Annotated in this window: 23 protein-coding genes; 16 read left to right on the top strand and 7 right to left on the bottom strand. The window is 42.1% G+C overall.

The window, feature by feature from the left end:
- Window positions 1–85: 85 nt before the first annotated feature.
- The 8 genes from EYS13_RS05750 (at window position 86) to EYS13_RS05715 (ending at window position 6,424) form a co-directional block, all read left to right on the top strand.
- Window positions 86–592 carry a hypothetical protein gene (locus tag EYS13_RS05750; protein ID WP_227766812.1) on the top strand — a complete coding sequence of 169 codons (507 nt, stop codon included), beginning with the start codon at window positions 86–88 and terminating at the stop codon, window positions 590–592.
- Window positions 532–1,560 carry an anthranilate synthase component I family protein gene (locus EYS13_RS05745; protein ID WP_487251812.1) on the top strand — a complete coding sequence of 343 codons (1,029 nt, stop codon included), beginning with the start codon at window positions 532–534 and terminating at the stop codon, window positions 1,558–1,560. The genes EYS13_RS05750 and EYS13_RS05745 overlap by 61 nt, the downstream gene beginning before the upstream one ends.
- Window positions 1,554–2,117 (top strand): anthranilate synthase component II, encoded by a 564-nt coding sequence (locus EYS13_RS05740; RefSeq protein WP_227766808.1) that lies wholly within the window; start codon window positions 1,554–1,556, stop codon window positions 2,115–2,117. Before EYS13_RS05745 ends, EYS13_RS05740 begins: the two co-directional genes overlap by 7 nt.
- A gap of 33 nt (window positions 2,118–2,150) precedes the next feature.
- On the top strand, window positions 2,151–3,179 hold the full coding sequence (gene trpD / locus EYS13_RS05735; protein WP_227766806.1) for an anthranilate phosphoribosyltransferase: 1,029 nt from the start codon (window positions 2,151–2,153) through the stop codon (window positions 3,177–3,179).
- Window positions 3,170–3,952, top strand: coding sequence for an indole-3-glycerol phosphate synthase TrpC (gene trpC, locus EYS13_RS05730; protein WP_227766805.1), 783 nt, complete (start codon window positions 3,170–3,172; stop codon window positions 3,950–3,952). The genes trpD and trpC overlap by 10 nt, the downstream gene beginning before the upstream one ends.
- 11 nt (window positions 3,953–3,963) lie before the next feature.
- Entirely contained in the window at window positions 3,964–4,578 is a 615-nt protein-coding gene (locus EYS13_RS05725; protein WP_227766803.1) for a phosphoribosylanthranilate isomerase, read from the top strand.
- Window positions 4,579–4,824: 246 nt separating this feature from the next.
- On the top strand, window positions 4,825–5,802 hold the full coding sequence (gene bioB, locus EYS13_RS05720; RefSeq protein ID WP_227766802.1) for a biotin synthase BioB: 978 nt from the start codon (window positions 4,825–4,827) through the stop codon (window positions 5,800–5,802).
- A 46-nt stretch (window positions 5,803–5,848) separates the two neighbouring features.
- Window positions 5,849–6,424: a biotin transporter BioY gene (locus tag EYS13_RS05715; protein WP_227766800.1), complete on the top strand. Its 576-nt coding sequence runs from the start codon at window positions 5,849–5,851 to the stop codon at window positions 6,422–6,424.
- Between the two features lie 133 nt (window positions 6,425–6,557).
- Here EYS13_RS05715 and EYS13_RS05710 read toward each other — a convergent pair whose 3' ends face one another.
- Both EYS13_RS05710 and EYS13_RS05705 read right to left on the bottom strand, forming a co-directional pair.
- Window positions 6,558–6,803 carry a DUF896 domain-containing protein gene (locus EYS13_RS05710; protein ID WP_227766799.1) on the bottom strand — a complete coding sequence of 82 codons (246 nt, stop codon included), beginning with the start codon at window positions 6,801–6,803 and terminating at the stop codon, window positions 6,558–6,560.
- Between the two features lie 147 nt (window positions 6,804–6,950).
- Window positions 6,951–9,170: an MASE3 domain-containing protein gene (locus EYS13_RS05705; protein WP_227766796.1), complete on the bottom strand. Its 2,220-nt coding sequence runs from the start codon at window positions 9,168–9,170 to the stop codon at window positions 6,951–6,953.
- 533 nt (window positions 9,171–9,703) lie between these two features.
- On the opposite strand from EYS13_RS05705, the gene EYS13_RS05700 reads away from it, so the two are divergent.
- Both EYS13_RS05700 and EYS13_RS05695 read left to right on the top strand, forming a co-directional pair.
- Window positions 9,704–10,183, top strand: coding sequence for a hypothetical protein (locus EYS13_RS05700; protein ID WP_227766794.1), 480 nt, complete (start codon window positions 9,704–9,706; stop codon window positions 10,181–10,183).
- A gap of 66 nt (window positions 10,184–10,249) precedes the next feature.
- Complete coding sequence (locus tag EYS13_RS05695; protein WP_227766792.1) at window positions 10,250–10,387, top strand: hypothetical protein; 138 nt, start codon at window positions 10,250–10,252, stop codon at window positions 10,385–10,387.
- A gap of 53 nt (window positions 10,388–10,440) precedes the next feature.
- Here the strand turns inward: EYS13_RS05695 and EYS13_RS05690 are convergent, their stop codons facing one another.
- The 3 genes from EYS13_RS05690 to EYS13_RS05685 form a co-directional block, all read right to left on the bottom strand.
- Window positions 10,441–11,058 carry an O-methyltransferase gene (locus EYS13_RS05690; RefSeq protein ID WP_227766790.1) on the bottom strand — a complete coding sequence of 206 codons (618 nt, stop codon included), beginning with the start codon at window positions 11,056–11,058 and terminating at the stop codon, window positions 10,441–10,443.
- Window positions 11,059–11,239: 181 nt separating this feature from the next.
- On the bottom strand, window positions 11,240–11,374 hold the full coding sequence (locus tag EYS13_RS16215; RefSeq protein ID WP_265332422.1) for a hypothetical protein: 135 nt from the start codon (window positions 11,372–11,374) through the stop codon (window positions 11,240–11,242).
- Window positions 11,375–11,393: 19 nt separating this feature from the next.
- Window positions 11,394–12,536, bottom strand: a complete 1,143-nt coding sequence (locus EYS13_RS05685) for a M20/M25/M40 family metallo-hydrolase (protein ID WP_227766788.1) — start codon at window positions 12,534–12,536, stop codon at window positions 11,394–11,396.
- Between the two features lie 146 nt (window positions 12,537–12,682).
- On the opposite strand from EYS13_RS05685, the gene EYS13_RS05680 reads away from it, so the two are divergent.
- From EYS13_RS05680 to EYS13_RS05665, 4 genes are all read left to right on the top strand, one after another.
- Window positions 12,683–13,078 carry a hypothetical protein gene (locus tag EYS13_RS05680; protein ID WP_227766787.1) on the top strand — a complete coding sequence of 132 codons (396 nt, stop codon included), beginning with the start codon at window positions 12,683–12,685 and terminating at the stop codon, window positions 13,076–13,078.
- A 5-nt stretch (window positions 13,079–13,083) separates the two neighbouring features.
- On the top strand, window positions 13,084–13,308 hold the full coding sequence (locus tag EYS13_RS05675) for a hypothetical protein (RefSeq protein WP_227766785.1): 225 nt from the start codon (window positions 13,084–13,086) through the stop codon (window positions 13,306–13,308).
- Between the two features lie 271 nt (window positions 13,309–13,579).
- On the top strand, window positions 13,580–13,792 hold the full coding sequence (locus tag EYS13_RS05670) for an alpha/beta-type small acid-soluble spore protein (protein ID WP_227766783.1): 213 nt from the start codon (window positions 13,580–13,582) through the stop codon (window positions 13,790–13,792).
- A gap of 43 nt (window positions 13,793–13,835) precedes the next feature.
- Window positions 13,836–14,087, top strand: a complete 252-nt coding sequence (locus tag EYS13_RS05665) for an alpha/beta-type small acid-soluble spore protein (protein WP_227766781.1) — start codon at window positions 13,836–13,838, stop codon at window positions 14,085–14,087.
- A gap of 105 nt (window positions 14,088–14,192) precedes the next feature.
- Here the strand turns inward: EYS13_RS05665 and EYS13_RS05660 are convergent, their stop codons facing one another.
- Window positions 14,193–14,867 carry a YetF domain-containing protein gene (locus tag EYS13_RS05660; RefSeq protein ID WP_227766779.1) on the bottom strand — a complete coding sequence of 225 codons (675 nt, stop codon included), beginning with the start codon at window positions 14,865–14,867 and terminating at the stop codon, window positions 14,193–14,195.
- A 45-nt stretch (window positions 14,868–14,912) separates the two neighbouring features.
- The gene (gene gpr, locus EYS13_RS05655) at window positions 14,913–15,881 is read right to left on the bottom strand and encodes a GPR endopeptidase (protein ID WP_227767815.1); all 969 of its coding nucleotides are present in this window, start codon (window positions 15,879–15,881) and stop codon (window positions 14,913–14,915) included.
- A 215-nt stretch (window positions 15,882–16,096) separates the two neighbouring features.
- Here gpr and EYS13_RS16485 point away from each other — a divergent pair, with 215 nt between their 5' ends.
- Both EYS13_RS16485 and EYS13_RS05645 read left to right on the top strand, forming a co-directional pair.
- Window positions 16,097–16,264 (top strand): DUF2197 domain-containing protein, encoded by a 168-nt coding sequence (locus EYS13_RS16485; protein WP_227766777.1) that lies wholly within the window; start codon window positions 16,097–16,099, stop codon window positions 16,262–16,264.
- An 85-nt stretch (window positions 16,265–16,349) separates the two neighbouring features.
- Window positions 16,350–17,705 (top strand): glycosyl hydrolase, encoded by a 1,356-nt coding sequence (locus EYS13_RS05645; protein WP_423055303.1) that lies wholly within the window; start codon window positions 16,350–16,352, stop codon window positions 17,703–17,705.
- Window positions 17,706–17,721 lie beyond the last annotated feature (16 nt).

The raw sequence follows: 17,721 nt of genomic DNA, 5'->3' as shown, positions 1-17,721 counted from the left end.
TAAAGATGAGGTGGGGTTAAGTCTTTTTAACCGGCACTCATTTTAGTGCTGGTTTTTTTGTACCCTTTTAGAGAGGAGGAAACATATGCAGATTTGGCCTAATCTAGCGGAATTTTTAAAGCTTGCCACCCAATATGCATACGTACCTGTTTGGACGGAGTTTTTTGAAGACTCTTTAACTCCAGTATCCGTGGTACAAAGGGTTGCCACAGAGAGTGTAGTTTACCTTCTGGAAAGCGTGGAGGGCGGCGAGCATATAGGCAGGTTCTCCTTTTTAGGTTTAGATCCCATTTTTACCTTAAAGGTCGAGCAAGAGGGTGTAGTGCTCATCCATCATGGTATAGAAACTAAAGAAGTTTTAGGAACAGATCCTTTTGCTGTATTGAAAAAGCTACACTCTTTCTTACAAGGACCCGAACTCCCGGGGTTGCCTAGATTTTATGGTGGATTGGTGGGGTATGTAGGGTATGAAGCTGTGCAATATTTGGAAAAAATACCTGTTCGCGCGCAAAGTCCCGTTTTCCCCCAAATTTGTTTTACCCTGGCAGAAAAATTGGTAATTTTGACCATGTATTTAAAAAAATGTACCTAGTGATTTTAGTCGAAGGAAAGAAGGCGGAAGCCGGTTACAAGCGGGCAACCGAACTATTACATCATCTAAAAACTGCTTTGTTAAAACCTGGATTAGGGATTCCTGCAGCTAAAAGAACGAATTTTAAATCAAGAGTCTGCGCTAATTTTTCGCAAAATGAGTTCATGGCGGCTGTAAGACGAGCGAAAGAATACATTGCAGCGGGAGATATCTTACAGGTAGTTCTGTCCCAAAGACTGGAAATGCTTCACAATAGTCAACCTTTTGACATTTACCGTGCCTTACGAAGTGTCAACCCTTCACCATACCTGTACTATTTAAACCAAGGGGAATATCAGCTTATTGGCTCTTCTCCGGAAATGCTGGTAAGGGTCGAACAGGGAATTGTAGAGACACGGCCTATTGCCGGGACCAGGCCAAGAGGAAGCACTTTGGCAGAGGACCGTGCCAAAGCGGCTGAGCTGCTGGCTCACCCTAAAGAACGGGCGGAGCATATTATGCTGGTTGACCTTGGCAGAAATGATTTAGGTAAAGTGTGCCGTCTTGGAACAGTTAAAGTTACGGAACTAATGGGAGTAGAAAAATTTTCCCATGTGATGCATTTGGTAAGCACAGTTCAAGGTGAATTAAGTCCGGAATTAAGCCCGTTAGATGCATTGCTGGCCTGTTTCCCTGCGGGGACCGTGTCCGGAGCCCCCAAGGTCCGGGCAATGCAGATAATCTCAGAACTGGAGCCGCAGGCCAGGGGAATATATGCCGGAGCCGTTTGTTACTTGGGCTTAAATAACACATTGGATTCCTGTATTGCTATACGTACTATTATCAATAAAGGAAATACGGCGTATATGCAGGCTGGGGCGGGAATAGTGGCTGACTCTGATCCCGAAAGCGAGTACCTGGAGACATGTCATAAAGCCCAAGCGCTGCTGAAGGCTATTGCCAAGGCGGAGGAAGAACTGGCATGTTGATTATAATTGATAACTATGATTCTTTTACCTATAACATCTATCAATTAGTGGGGCAAATTGGCATTAGGTCTAAGGTTATCCGTAACGATGCAATAACTGTTAAGGAATTAAAAGCTTTAAAGCCCAGTTTTTTAATTATCTCGCCAGGCCCATGTACTCCCTTGCAAGCAGGCATCTCTCTCGAAGTTATCGGAGAGATGGCAGAAATGGTCCCAATCCTGGGTATTTGCTTGGGTCATCAAGCTATCGGACATTATTTTGGCGGAAAAGTAGTCAGGGCAGAAAAGATAGTTCATGGGAAGACCTCAGATATTATTCACAACGGCAAAGGTATATTCCGGAATTTGCCGGTACCCTTTAAGGCAACTCGGTACCATTCTCTAGTGTTAGAAAGGGAAAGCTTGCCTGATTGTCTGGAGATAACAGCGGAAACCCCAAGTGGTGAAATTATGGCAATAAAGCACAAAGCATATCCAATTGCTGGTGTGCAGTTTCATCCCGAATCGATCCTATCGGAGTATGGGACCGAATTGGTGAAGAATTTTCTTGAACAGTAGTTTTCAAGCGGAGAGGAGAGGAGATGAGTAGAGATGGATATTAAGAAAGCTATCCAATTGGTGGTGGAGAAGCATGACTTATCGGAAGAACAGGCTTATAACGTGATGGGACAAATTTTCAGAGGCGAGGCAACTCAGGCTCAGATAGGTTCTTTTCTGGTGGCTCTCAAAATGAAAGGGGAAGCAGCTTCGGAAATAACAGGCTTTGCACGGCAGATGCGAGAACAGGCTGTACGAGTAAGCTCCCGTGGGATGTCTCTGGTAGATACCTGCGGCACAGGCGGTGATGCCAGAAATACTTTTAATATTTCGACTACAGCCGCTTTTATAGCTGCGGGTGCGGGAGTAAAAGTGGCTAAGCACGGCAACAGGTTTGCTTCCAGCAGCTGCGGCAGTGCCGATGTGCTAGAAGCGTTAGGTGTAAATTTATCGCTTACTCCTGGGCAAGTGGAAGAATGTATCGCTCAAGTTGGTATAGGTTTTTTGTTTGCCCCTAATCACCATTTGGCTATGAAAAATGTGCTGGCACCCAGGAAAGAAATCGGGGTGCGGACCGTTTTTAATTTACTGGGACCTTTAACCAATCCTGCCTCAGCTGAAGCGCAGGTTTTGGGAGTGTATTCTTATCATGTAGCGCCCTTGATGGCTGAAACTTTAGCGCGGCTTGGCACCAAAAGGGCTTTGATTGTCCACGGTTCCGACGGTTTGGATGAGTTCACCATTACCGGACCCACCTATGTTTGTGAATTGCGGGAGGGGATGATCAGGGAATATGAATTAGACCCTGTGCAACTGGGTCTCGAAAAAGGAAAGCTGTCAGACCTCCAGGGAGGAACTCCTCTGGAAAATGCAGCAATTTTACGAGGTATTTTGGAGGGGACGCCGGGACCAAAAAGGGACGTAACGGTACTTAACGGAGCAGCGGCTATTCTGGTGGCAGGCCGGGCAAAAAATATGGGTGAAGCTTTGAAGCTAGCACAAATGGCTATCGACAGCGGCGAGGCCAAGAGAGTTTTAGAGCATTTTATTGCTTTTACCCGGAGGTGCCTGCCATGCTCTTAAAAAAAATAGTTGAATGTAAAAAGCAAGAGGTCGAGCAATGCAAAAAAGCATTTCCCTTGCAGGAGTTATTGGCCGGGTTACGGGGTCTGCCCGCTCCCTTGGATTTTAAACAAGCCTTAGTGAACTGCCAAGGGAAAATAGCACTTATTGCGGAAATAAAAAAAGCTTCTCCTGTTAAAGGTTTGCTGAAACCCGACTTTGATCCCTTGTCTATTGCCAGGACTTACGAGAATTCAGGTTTGGTCAATGCTATTTCTGTAATAACTGAGCGGGAGTTTTTCCAGGGCAGTCTGGATTATCTGCCCTTGATCAAAAGCCAAGTTAATCTTCCAATTCTCAGGAAGGATTTCATAATTGATGTTTACCAATTGTACGAAGCTCGGTTTTATGGCGCTGATGCGGTTCTTTTAATTGCAAGTATCTTGAGTCCGGCGGAATTGCACTATTTTTTAGCCGTATCTAAACATTTGGGCATGTCGGCACTGGTAGAAGTGCACGACAGGAAAGAACTGGAGACAGCATTAAAAGCCGGCGCCCAAATAATCGGAATTAACAACCGCAACCTGAAAACATTTGAAACGAGACTGGAGGTTACTTTTGCTCTCAGGCCTTATATCCCTGAAGGGGTAGCTGTGGTCAGTGAAAGTGGTATTTCTACGCCGGCAGATGTCCGGCTGCTGATTAAAAGCCATGTAAATGCCATGCTGGTAGGGGAATATCTGATGTGTTGCCCGGATATTCAAAGCGGCATTCAAACCCTATTGGCGGGTTAAGGGTGGGAATAATGACTTTTTTAAAAATTTGCGGCATTGCCAGCTTGGAACACGCTCAAACAGCTGTGAGCTGTGGAGCTAATGCTCTTGGGTTCGTTTTTGCTTTAAGCAAACGGCAGATTACCCCCGATCTGGCAAGGAAGATTTGCAGCTTATTACCGGAAACAGTTTACAAAGTGGGAGTGTTTGTCAATTGTCCCCGGGATGAAGTCAAGAGCATTTTAACTTATGCCGGATTGACAGCTTTGCAGTTTCACGGCGATGAACCCCCTGAATACTGCGCCATTTGGAGAGTTCCTGTTTGGAAAGGGTTCAGGATCCAAAGCGGAGAAGATTTGCTGCAGCTTCAAGATTTTGCTGTTGACGCTTACCTGCTTGATGCTTCCAGCCCTGGAAGTTATGGGGGTACTGGTAAGACCTGTGACTGGACTTTGGCTAAAATGGCGGTGCAACAAGGGTATAAAGTTATTTTGGCCGGGGGACTTCACCCAGGCAACGTAGAACAGGCCGTTCAAGTTGTAAGGCCATATGGAGTGGACGTGTCTTCGGGGGTAGAAACTAACGGGGTCAAGGATCCGGTTTTAATTCAGCAATTTATAAAGAAAGTGAGGGCAGCAGGGGAATAATCATAACGCCATGGAATGGAGAAGGCAGTACGAGATTTTGTACAGCGATTTAAAGATGCATTGAATTGATTATACGGCCAGTGCATAGGGTAGAATAAATTTCTACCCTGATTGCGGTCTAAATGTTAACCTTTAAATTTCTGCTAGTTGACGTATGCATAATAATACCATATAATAAAACAGTCAATAAATTTACATGAAATGTTAACCTGAAGTATGAAATTGGTTAACAAAAGGGGTTTTGGGATGAATCCACTAATATTTGATTTGGGAGAAAAGATATTACAGGGGGGAAAGATTACTTTTGAAGAGGCTCTAAAGTTAGAAAAAATCAATGGTAGCGATGTTTACTTTCTTTTAGCTTATGCCAATCAAATTAGAGAAAAGTTTACGGGGGATAGAGTAGAAGTTTGCAGCATTATTAATGCTAAATCGGGAGGATGTTCTGAAGACTGCGCATTTTGCGCTCAATCAGCTTTTCATCATGCTGACATTTTGACTTACGACTTGTTGGATGAAGAAGTAATTTTAAATAAGGCGAAGGCCATGGAAGCAACTGGCGCTCACCACTTTGATTTGGTAATACAGGGTTATGGAATCAGTCATAACGACCCTCATTTTAAAAAAATCATACAAATTTACGAGAGGCTTCGCAACGAAACTAATTTAAAGTTGTGCGCTTGTTTGGGAACTTTGACCCGGGAGGCTGCAAAAGCTCTAAAAAATGCGGGGGTTACTCGTTACAATCATAACCTGGAAACCAGTAAGTCCTTTTTCCCTAAGGTGGTAACTACTCATTCATATGAAGATAGGGTTGCTACTGTAAAGATTGCCAAAGAAGCAGGAATGGAAGTTTGTTGCGGTGGTATAATTGGGCTGGGCGAAAGCCCACAGCAGCGGTTGGAGTTAGCTTTTGCACTTAGGGACCTTCAGGTTGATTCAGTGCCTATTAATATTTTATATCCCCACCCGGGTACAAAATTGGCAGGGCAGGAGAGACTGGCTCCTCTAGAGATTCTAAAAACTTTTGCTCTTTTTCGCTTTGTTTTGCCTGGGAAGATTATCAGATTTGCTGGCGGAAGAGAACTTAATTTAGGTGATTTGCAGCCTTTAGGATTTTTGGCCGGATTAAATGCTTTAATAGTAGGTGGATACTTAACAATACCGGGAGATGAAACTGCTAAAGATTTAGCTATGTTAAATGCTTTAGGTCTGAAATATTAATTACCTATTAAATTACCTAATGATAATGTGAGGAGGTATTCTGATAGTGCGTTTTTCGGTACAAGATATTACACATGTAGCCCTTTTTACCGCTTTGACAGTTGCCACTGCTGTGTTTTTCCGCTTCACCAGCGGTATAATCCCGTTTAGTTTATTGCCTTTCATGGTGATGTTGGCCGGAGGGGTTTTAGGCAGCCGGCTGGCTGCTACCAGCATGGGCTTGTATGTTTTAATGGGGTTATTGGGACTGCCGGTATTTGCGCAAGCGCCCTTTGGGGGCTTAAGCTATGTGTTGCAGCCTAGTTTTGGGTTTTTGTTAGGTTTTATAGTTGCCGCCTATGTAATCGGTAAAATCGTTGAGCTTAAATCTGCAAGTCTACTTACTCATGCTGTAGCCAATATGCTGGGTCTTGTTATAATTTACGCAGTGGGTTTGTTTTACTTCTGGTTCTTGTTCAATTTTTACTTGGGTAAGCCTATTGATTTTCCAACAGTTGTTAAGCTTGGCATGTTGCCTTTTATAATTCCTGATTTAGTTAAGGGATTCGTTGCCGCTTATTTGAGTTTTGTTTTGTGTAAGAGATTACAGTTTGCCAATATCAAATTGACAACCGCAAAATAGTTTTCGTCGATAAACTTTAACTTTTTTAGAAACTTTTTTACAATCTCAGCCCGGAAAGTCCGGAGTTTGAACCCGGAACTTTCCGGGTTATTTTTATGGGAATACTAGTTTTGCTCTGCAATCCTTGTTTTCTTTAATGGCAGTTGCAGTTTGAAGAACAAGAACACTTGCTTGATTTATGATCATGCAGTGGCTCATGGGTGTGTTCCTGGTGAGCGTTTTTAACGGCTTCCAGGCTGGAGCGTACCTGGCTCTTTATAGCCTCGATATAAGTGCGGCGTAACTGAGCTTGTTCTGCCGACTCTTCTTTTGTTAACCCTTCTGCGCGCTGTTTTCTGGACAAATAATTGATACGTTCGATGAGTTCTTTGGTAATCAAAATCATCACCCTTATTTAATAATTTATAATTGCCATTTGTTTTTTAATGTTACCTGAGTAAACAGCAAAAAACCAGCAAATATTATTTCCAACACTTAATAAATGGATTCAACATGAAAGCAAGGCGCTGGAGAAAGGTTGCTCAGGTTAATTAACTAACCTTTCTGCTTTAGGGTATGTAACAGGTAAAAGCACTTTGAAAGATGAGCCCTTGCCTACCTCGCTCTCTACTTTAATTTCACCCCCATGTTCCTGCACAATTTTAAGGGAGATTGGAAGCCCTAAACCGGTACCATTTTCTTTGGTAGTGTAAAAAGGTTCGAAGAGCTTTGGGATGTTTTGGCAGGGTATGCCACAGCCGGTGTCATGAAAAGCAATTTCAATAAAATCACCTGTTAGGTTAGCGCTGATGGTTAGCGTTCCACCTTCTTTAAGCATTGACTGCAACCCATTAAAACCCAGGTTTAAAAACACTTGTTTCAATTGTTCAGGATTGCCTGATACAGGTGGCAAAACATCGCTAACCTTCTTTATAACCTTAACATTATGCTGAACAGCTTCTGCTTTAATCATTTTGTATATGACCTCAAGCAGTTCAGGTAGTGATACTTCGGAGAGTTCTTCCTGAGGTTGTTTAGCCAACAGCAAGTAATCTTGAAGCAATTTATTCAGTCGATCCACCTCTGAGAGAATAATACTGGCGAATTCTTTTTCAGCATGTAATGCAAGTTCATCGCATTTTTTTTGTAAAACCTGTGTAAATCCCTTAATAGTGGTGAGGGGATTTTTTATTTCATGGGCCGTGCAGGCAGCCATTTCTCCAATCAGCTTTAACTTTTCCAGGCGATGCATTTTTCCCTGCAACCGGCGCAAGGCAGTAACGTCATTAAAAATAATCATGGCACCAATGGTGTTTCCAATGTCATCTTTAACCAGGGAAGTTTCAACATCCAGTTCCAAATTGGCTTCGGCAATGCCAACAGGATAATTTTTGTACTCGGTTCCTGTAGCAAATGTATCTGCTAAAATATATAAAGCACTTTGAGGCGGGAAGATATCTTTAAAGTTACGTTCCAAAACCTGCTCAGCCTTTAACCCTAAAATTCTTTCCGCCGCTTTATTAAATGCGGTAATGGTCAGGCTGTTATCTACGGCCAGCAGCCCCGATTGCATAGCATCTACAATGAAATTAAAACGCTGTTGGAATGTGTGTAACTTGATTTTGTCCTGCAAATCATAAAAAATAGACAGAATCCCATCCTGGCGTTTACCACTGCGAAGCAGGGGATAATGTTCCACCATTATAGGTTTGGTTTCACCGTTTTTATGTTGTAAATGGAGGCGATGGTCTACAGTGATTTTTTTGCTGGACAAGGCATTTCCCGCACGGAGCAACGGTAAGTCTTCCTTGCTAAAGAGTTTTCCGGCTAAAGCTGTAAAATGCAGCCCTTCTAATTCTCTGGCATTGTACCCGGAAAAGTCACTAAATGCTTGATTGCTAAATTGCACATGACCAGTTCGACTGAAAGTAAGCACGGGAAGGGGCAGGCTTTTTAAAATGTACTGCATCTCAAGGTAAGGTCCCTTGACGCTGGTAATAAAAACAGACTGAAAAAACAAGCTGTATGTAATAATTCGGTAGATATGGCCCAAAAAATTATAGCTGTCATAAACGCTGATGTAAAGGGTAAATGATAATTCGCTAAAAATACTTACCAGCAATGCTTTGACGAAAAGCAGATCATTGCTTGTTTGGCGTCTGATCAGCAAAAACAAAGTTATGAGGTTTAGGGCAATAACGACATATTCCAAAGTAATTTTAGTTGCGGTTAGTCCGACACCGCTGATATACATGGGAGGTAACAAGTGGGGATAATAGGAAACCGTCAACAAAACAGCTGTCGACCAGACAACAGAACAGGCCAAAGCGAGCACACGGTTAATTTTAATTGGCTTTAATTTTTCTGAAATTGCTGTTAAAAGGAATGTGCATGCTTCCGTTAACCTGCCAATAATCCAGAATAAAGTTGCTTTTTCCGGAGAACTGGGCAATAAAAGCAGCGAAGGCATCCCTTTATAAGTCATTGTGTGAAAATAGTCAATTAAGCCAAAACTTAAAAACCCTATTCCCAAAATTAGCACATTGTTGTCCTTTGATTCCGGATAGGAAAACCAGGAAACGGCAAAGGTAGCCAGAGCTACAAAAACGCTGAATAATTCTAAAGTTGTATGTATCTCTAAATAACTGGAACCTGGAAAAATAAAATATGGCGCAACAAATTTGGCCAAAAGAAAAACTGCTGCAGCGCTGGCAAAGGTTTTTATCAGGGGTAGATACTCTTTCAGCGGTCTAAATAAATTTTTCATTATACCACCCTTAACTGCAACTCAACTAATTTTTGCCACTTAGATACCAATAATATTTTAATAATACTTAAATCCTATGTAAAGCGACAAGTATTTTTTAATCAATGCGGTACTCTCGAACGAGCTTTTAGCTAAATTGTCACATACCCGCTGTAACATCTGTACGTTTTAGCTGATCAAAGGAAAAAGCCCCAAGTTCAGCGCTTGAGGCTTCTAATGTGGCTAATTAATGTTTTGGTTATTAGTTAGAGAAAATAAGAAGAACCAGAATTAAAAATACTGCAAATGCCCAGTTGTTCCAAACAAAGCCGTCTGCCATAGTATTAGCCTCCTTTGTATAAGTAATTGGTTGAGGTTTTAACCTACTACATACTATTCTCCTGCGGCCCGGATGGTAACTGCTCACGCAAATTAAAAAAATTTTTTAATAATACAATAATCGACAAAACTTTCGGTTACGATGTTATAAAATTGTGATACAAAAATAATTAAGTAGGCTAAACAAGTTAAAAATGGAAGGGGCCGGTTGAAGAGTGGGTTTGCTGTTTTTGGATCCTTGTAAACTGACGCTGAAAGAAGTTGAGAGTATAATTATAAATAATAATTTGCAGACCAAGTTAAGTGAACTTTTGGCGGAAATAGCCAGGATGGATTACAATGGCTACATTAAATTAAGCAAACCACGGGAACTGTATACCCCACGGGAATGGGAAAGTGTGCTTGAAACGTTGCAGCACACCATATTGGAGGCTAAAGGCCACAATGCAGGGGAACCTTTACCAGAGTTTATTGAGAAAAAACTGCAAAAAATTTTACAAAAATCGGATTTCCAGGCTTTTCAGAATTTCATTGATATCTATGCGGCTTATCTCCCGGAAGAGATTGTAAATGACCGGAATAATTTAAGATTTTTAAATTGGATTTTCTCGCGCTTAAAAGATAATACCCTGATACTATGCCGCAACCAGATTAGATTGGGGGCAAGCACAAAGCCTGAGGATTTAGTGTATTAAAACTAATGATGTTGACATACTAAAAATAATTTATTGTTCAAATTTATTACCGCAGGAGGAATAAAAGTGGTTGCCAAAGAAATCGACAAAGCAAGCAAACGCATTACCGGCAGGCAAAAGCAAAGCGGCGGTTCCCCGGCCGGTAAAACAAGAACCATTGGCGGTCCTGGTATTGATTTCGAAAAAAAATTTCCCTCAAAATAATACAGTTAAACCCTTCTTTTCGGGAAGGGTTTTTGTATTTTTTGCATTTATATTTAGGTTTTTTTTCTACTTATTGCCAGTCCGTCGCCCAATGGTAAAATGGTGCTCTCTAATTGAGGATGTTGAAACAGCGCTCTATTATAAGCTTCTAGCAGTTCCTGTTGCTTTTTGCGCACTTTTAGGATAGGGAAAAGCACGTCGTCGGAAATTAATAAACCGCCGGGTCGTAATTTTTCTACACACTTATCAAGCATTGGCAAGTAAATGTCTTTGGCGGCATCCTGCAGGATAATGTCAAAGGGGCCAGGCATTTTGTCAATTAGTTCATCGGCTCGTCCGCAAATAATTTCAACCCTATGGCTTAAACCAGCCTTTCTAACATTTTCGGCAGTTTCGGCCGCTAAGCGGCTTGAAACTTCGATAGCTGTTAAATTACCGTTAGTAGTTTCCAGCGCTTGGGCCAACCAGATTGTAGAATAGCCAAGGCATGTCCCGAACTCCAACACCTTTCGTGCCTGAAGAATTTTAATCAATAGGTATAAGAAATTGCCAATATCCAGACCTATAGACGGGCAAACATCATTACGTGTTTTTTCTTCCTGGGCAATAACCTCTAATTGAGGATTTTTGGCTTTGATAAAGTGGTGAATATATTCTTGCTTGCTGTTCAAACTTGCGCCTCCCAACAAATAAACTTTACCAACATTCCCTTTTTCAAACACCTTGCTTTTAACTTATTGTAGCTTGTCTAGCAGTACCGAGCAACCCTGCGTTAATTAAATATAATATCCTTAACAGATTAGGCTGCTGACCGTTCGTCAGCAGCCTCAGAATAGTATAGGCGTCTTGTTTCTACCTATAGCCTGCGGAATCTTGTTTGCTAGGTAGTTTTAAAGGTTGATTTTCAAATGGTATCTCCGGAGGAGCGATTTCAGGGTGTTCAGTACGGTTTGGAATTTCAAATGGTTCAGTCACTTTTAAACGCATTGTATATCTCCTTTCCTTTTCAAATTGAATAAAGGTGCTTTGACAGCCCAGGCAAAACCTCAACAATTGAAGTGACCAAATTTGCTGCAGAAATCAGATCGGCTAAAGAAATCTTTTCGTGAACAGAATGTTCAGCTTTTATTCCCAACCCTAAATTGGTTGTGCAAATTCCGTATGCATTAAGGACATTAGCATCGCTGCCTCCTCCCCGGGTGACTGGGCGCACTTGCAAATTGACGTTTTGGGCAGCCGCCGCCAGAAGTTCCTTTAATACTCGCTTGTCGGCCAAATCAAATCCTTGGTACGCTAGTTGTTCTTTAAAAATCAGTTTTGCTCCCATGCTGTTCGCAGCCTGTAGAAAAGCCAGTCGGACAGTCTTGAGAATACGTTTGGCGTGGGTGTCCTGAAGGCTTCGAACTTCGCCCCACAGTTCGACCAGTTCGGGTACAATATTTGTAGTTTCACCTCCTATTATTTTTCCTATGTTACATGTAGTGGCTTCATCAACCCTTCCTATCGGTAAATTAGCCAGAGCCTTGGCAGCACAGTGAATAGCGTTGATGCCTTTTTCCGGTTCTACTCCTGCATGAGCCGATTTACCCTGTAAGGCTACATAGAAATCGTATTCCGTAGGGGCTTGCACTACATAGCTATCCACTGTATCGCCACTGTCCAGAACAAAACCTACCTTTGCATTCAGCATTTCCCGGTTTAAATGTTTAGCGCCCTCTAACCCTGTTTCTTCGGCTACAGTTAGCACGATTTCCAGCCCTCCATGAGGTAGCTGGCGTTCTGTAACGCTAGCCAGCATCTCTAAAATCACTGCGATGCCTGCTTTGTCATCGGCTCCCAAAATGGTCTTGCCATCTGTGGAAAGCCAGCCATCTTGATTTTGGAGTTTAATGCCCTTGGTAGGTTTAACGGTGTCCAGGTGGGCGCTAAATAAAAGCGGACTTAACCCTGCATTTGTAGCTGGAACAAAGCATAGCAGGTTTCCGGTATTGCCTCCTATTTTGGTGGCTGAATTATCTTCCTGTATTTTTAGGCCAAGCTGGTTAAGCTGTTTGATTATAAAATCAGCCAATGCTCTTTCATTTTTAGAGGGGCTATTGATAGCAAGGAGGGCTAAAAAATTATCGACTAACCTTTGCTCATTGATCATTGTTACCTCGCTGTAAAGATCTTAATGCTGTAAAGGTCTTAATTTAGTTTACCCCACTTTTTTAGAAAAATTGCTCAACAGAAGTATATGACTCTATGCTGTGGATAAACTAATTGAGAAAGTTGAAGCTTAAGGTGGTGTTAGATTTGAAATTGGAGCGGGGAGAGCATTCAATTTTGGCAACTTTCCCGAACAGCGCCAAAGCTGAGGCTGCCAAAGAAGCATTGCTCACTGCGGGCATTGCCGAAGTTCAATTGGACAGAATTAGCCGGTATGGCGTTAACGCGGATACACAGTATAACAACCCAATAGCCGGCCAAGCTGATACACAAACCGGTTTAACTTTACATTCAGCTGATGTTGACCAAATTATCAACAGTTCTTCCAGGATTTTGCTATCCAGTGATCCATCAGTAAGCGGTTATGGCTTAAGGGATTACGGGGTCCCGGGAAATCACGCGTTTATGCTTACCGTAGTAGTTAATACCAGCCAGCTTAACCAGGCGTTAAAAATAATAAAAGAACAGGGTGGCGAGGTGTAACCAGATTGGGGATTGACAACGAACAACATGAGAAATCAAATAACGAACGGATTGTTGATGAACTGAATCTCGTACAAGAAGCAACCAAGCAGCCGGTTTTAAATGAAACTCAGGTCGGACTTTTTAATTCAGGCTACGTGGAAAGTTATGAAGAAGCGTTGACAATGTTAGATGGCAGGGAGGCACTTGGTAAAGAAAAAGTTAAAGAGGAAACTATAAAAACGAGGTGAATGTTACGGATAAAAAGACAGGCAAGCAGTTCAGCCCGCTGGAAAAATATATGTATGAGGTAGCTCAGGAAATGGGACTTTCTCTCAGGAGCAATAGAAACAAAAAAGATGATAAAGAAAAGAAACGCTAAAGCTTCCTTGTTTAAGGGAGCTTTTCCATCTCCAAGATGCCTTTCATGAAAAAACCAAGGCAAATACTTCTAGGTAGAGTCAGGCATAAAGATTGGCTAACGAGTTATACTAAAACTACCACAGCAAAGGAGGTGACATTATGGCAGCAGGACAAAGAAGAAATACCTTAGTAGTTTCACAAGCTCGTCAAGCTATAGACCAATTGAAGTATGAGACCGCAGCTGAAATCGGTCTTCCAAACTATCAAGGCTATCTGGGTGATGTTCCTTCCCGTCTGAACGGTGCTGTAGGTGGTAACATGGTACGTAAAATGATTCAAGCATACGAACAATCAAGGGCTACGCAAAGTTAGTAAGTGATTGAATAGAGATACCAAGTAAAGGAGGTGAAAATGCATGGCAACTGGCCAAAGAACCAACCAACTGGTAGTTCCGCAAGCCCGTCAGGCTTTGGACCAATTGAAGTATGAGACCGCAGCTGAAATCGGTCTTCCGAACTATCAAGGTTATCTGGGTGACGTTCCTTCCCGTCTGAACGGCGCTGTAGGTGGCAATATGGTTCGTAAGATGATCCAAGCTTACGAATCTTCAGCAGCTGGCGGTGGTGGAACCCTTGGTGGCGGCACTACCGGTGGCGGAGGAAGATAACTTTGAAATAGCGGGCGTTAAGCCCGCTTCTGGTTTTAATAACCACCGGCAGCTTACTTATATTGTTTAAAGGATCCATTACTTTTATACATATTTTCTCATTTTTTAATCGGAGCGGCGATCGATGTAAAGATTGCCTTGAGTATCCAGGCTGGCAAAAAAGATTTGCCTAACATCAGTAACCCCTTCTCGGCGCAACTCCTCTCTGAGCCAGTTTTCATCTAAATCTGCTTTGGTCAAGTTTTCTTTTTGGATCCGACCATCAATGATCAGAGGTAAACATAAACCCTCATATTTTGTAGGAATACCCATATCTTCAGCCGTAACAGGATGCTTTTGGGATTTGGGCAAGACGCTCAGTTTCCCTGAACTTTCCAGAACAGCAAATTCCACATCGGCAATGTTAAAAATATTTTTTTCGCGGAGCTGGGTCAGCAAATCCTCAATATTATACCGGGCTTTTAACATTTCCTGCTCTAATATTTTTCCGTTTTTAATCAGAGTGGTGGGCCTGCCATAGACAAGGTCCCGGATCAAATCATATTTCAAGCAAATGTAGGACATGGTTATTTGTGCTGCCATCACAACCAACATAGGAAGTACAGCTTCTAAAATCGGTATTGCTTTATTTTCCATAGGTATAGCAGCTGTTTCCGCAATAATAATAGCAACTACAAGATCGAAGGAAGAGAGTTGCCCTATTTCCCGCTTGCCCATAATTCTCAGTACTATTAATACTATGAAATAAATAAGTAAAGTCCTAATTACAATCTGCAGCATGAAAATCTACTCCGGTAAAAAACCCAGGCATTTACCTGGGTGTGTTTATTGTAAATAAACGGAAGCATTTTCCGCATCAATTCCCGGGTGCAGTCCTTGGTTGATACTCTCTGCAATAACCCGGGCAGTATTGTCAATGAGTTCATCGATTTCCTTCGGGGTTACAGTTAACTGCCCGCCAAAGGGTTCTAATACCTGCCCCACGATTTGGTGCATTTTTTCTTCGTTTATTTGCTGGGTTAAATATGGATTTCCGGCAGTTAACTGGCCGAATACCTCAAATGCAATGACTGCTGCGTGAACTACCGTAGGTACACCGATAGCTATTACTGGAACACCCAAAGTGTTCGCATTTAAACCAGTTCTTTTGTTGCCTATCCCTGAACCTGGGTTGATTCCTGTATTAGTTAACTGGATAGTGGTACCGATGCGCTGTAAATTAGAAGCGGCTAAAGCATCGATAGCAATTACCGCTCCAGGCTTTAAGCGGTCAACTACCCCTTTTATTATTTCTGCAGTTTCAATGCCGGTTGTGCCCAGAACCCCTGGTGCCAACGCGCTTACTTCCCGTAAGTCGCCTCTTAGCTCTGCTGGTGCATACTGATAGAGATGTCTAGTTACAAGACTTTTATTGATAACCCGGGGTCCAAGCGCATCGGGAGTAGCATTCCAGTTACCTAAACCAACCAGCAATATACTGGCTTCCGGGCTTAAGTGCAGCTCTTTCAACATATCATTGATTTTTTGGGCTAAGACAGTGCTAATGTTCTGATGAATTTCTTTATTGTTAAGGCGCAGTCCCGGGGCTTCAATGGTAATGTAGGACCCTACTGGTTTACCCATGAGCTGTTCCCCGACCTGGTCCAGGATTTTAATTGTAGTTACTGTGGCTTGAGGGAATTGTTCTTTCTCTTCGGCTACTCCGGGAATTTCTCTCTGGGCTTGTCCCCTTAAAGCTTCAGTAGCTTCCAATGCCAAATCGAGGTTAATTCCCAGGCGCTGAAGTAGTTTCATCCAATTCAAAATTTTTTACCTCCTTGCTTAATATCTTCACTTAATAAACTATTTTTTCCTTCTGCAAAGGAAATATTCGTTTTACGAAACTTTTGTGCTTCGCCAATCGTCTATTACTTAGTGTTTGTTGGCCAGCAGCTTTATTTTATGGGCAGGCTCTTTATGTTATACTATGGAAAAATGTACTTTGCAGTACAAATTTGCGGGGTGAGCGGATGGAGATATATTGTGCTATTTGTGGTAGAAAATATGAAATTACCAAAATTCACAAAGATTATTTGCGGTTGGCAAGGGATCCAAAAAGCCCTTTTATATGTAAAAACTGCGAAAACCGGGTCCGTTATCAAACATTGGAAGGCAGCAAACCAAAAAAACCCATTTAGCACCGCTGCAGGAAAACAATATAACAGCAACTTTGCTGGTGAAGCACTTACAGGCACAGGTCACAGTGGTTAGTGAAAGGAGTAAATGATGCAGCGACAGTTTAAAATTGTTTTCATCTTGGGCTCAATATTTTTTTCTTTACTTTTCTTATTTTTTGCTAATACAAATTCGCAACTATTTCCAGGGAAAATTTATATACAAGATGAAGCAGTGACTTTCTCCAAACCGGTGATGCAGAAAAACGGGGTGGTATATGTTCCGGCCACAGAGCTGGCTCCTAGGATTTTGGCAACAGTTGAGTGGAATTCTTCCAAGACAAAGCTCACTTTCAAGAAAAGAAACCTGGATTTAGACTTGCAAGTGCTCACTCCTTTTTGGAGCGAAAGAGAAGTTATTCTTAAAAAAGGCACGGCTTATGTGCCGATAGAAAAAGTAGTAAAGTTCTATGATGCCAGGGTAGACAAAACGGAGGGAAATATAAAAATCGACTTTTTACCGCCAGAACTTCCTGATACCTCTACCAATGCTAAATTTGAACCAAGAACCGGAATTTACCTTGGAGCCTATATTTTGCAGGATGAAGTCATTAAAGGGGACATGTCCACCTTTAACAGGATGACCGGGAAAAAGCACGCGACTTTTTTTAAATACGTAGGCTATGGAGAACCTTTTCCTAAAGAGTGGGTAGAGCAAGTGAAAAAGCAAGGGGCCTTTCCACACATCGCCTTTGAACCAAACAATGGGCTGGCGGAAGTAAAGGATGACGCTTATTTAAGAAAGTGGGCTAAAGATGCCGGCGCAAGCAAAGTGCCCATTCTTTTACGCTTCGCCTCCGAAATGAACGGAACCTGGGTAAAATATTCGGGGGATCCAGAGCTTTACAAAGAGAAATGGAGATTGGTACATCGGGTGATGCAAGAGGAGGCACCCAACGTGGCAATGCTTTGGTCGGTGTTTACTCATCCCGAGCGGACAATACCCGTGTATTACCCAGGGGATGAGTATGTAGATTGGGTTGGGGTAAATATTTATAACGTTATTTACCATAACAATAATGTTAAAGAGAGGGCCGATTTTGAAGACCCCTTAATGCTTCTGGAATATGTTTACAGGTTGTTTGGTTGGCGGAAGCCAATTGCTATTTCCGAATACGGAGCAACCCATTATACTGTTACAGATAATAAATATTATGTGGAATTTGCCAAAAAGAAAATTTCCCGAATGTACGCCAACTTAAAAAAGTATCCCAGGGTAAAGGCTATTTACTATTTTGATGTGAATAATCTCCTGAATGCGCCGGCTGGAAGAAAGATTAACAACTATTCCATTATTGATAACCCAGAAATTCTTGCCGTATACCGGGATTTAATCAAAGATGATTATTTTCTAAGTGGGATGGATTTCGCATTATGGATTGACAGCGAAAATAAAATACACTAGAATAAAAAACAAAATT

The sequence above is a fragment of the Zhaonella formicivorans genome, assembly GCF_004353525.1.
GTDB classification, from domain to species: domain Bacteria; phylum Bacillota; class DUOV01; order DUOV01; family Zhaonellaceae; genus Zhaonella; species Zhaonella formicivorans.
Note: the sequence above shows the minus strand (reverse complement) of the source record. Positions and strands in the feature narration are given on the sequence as shown.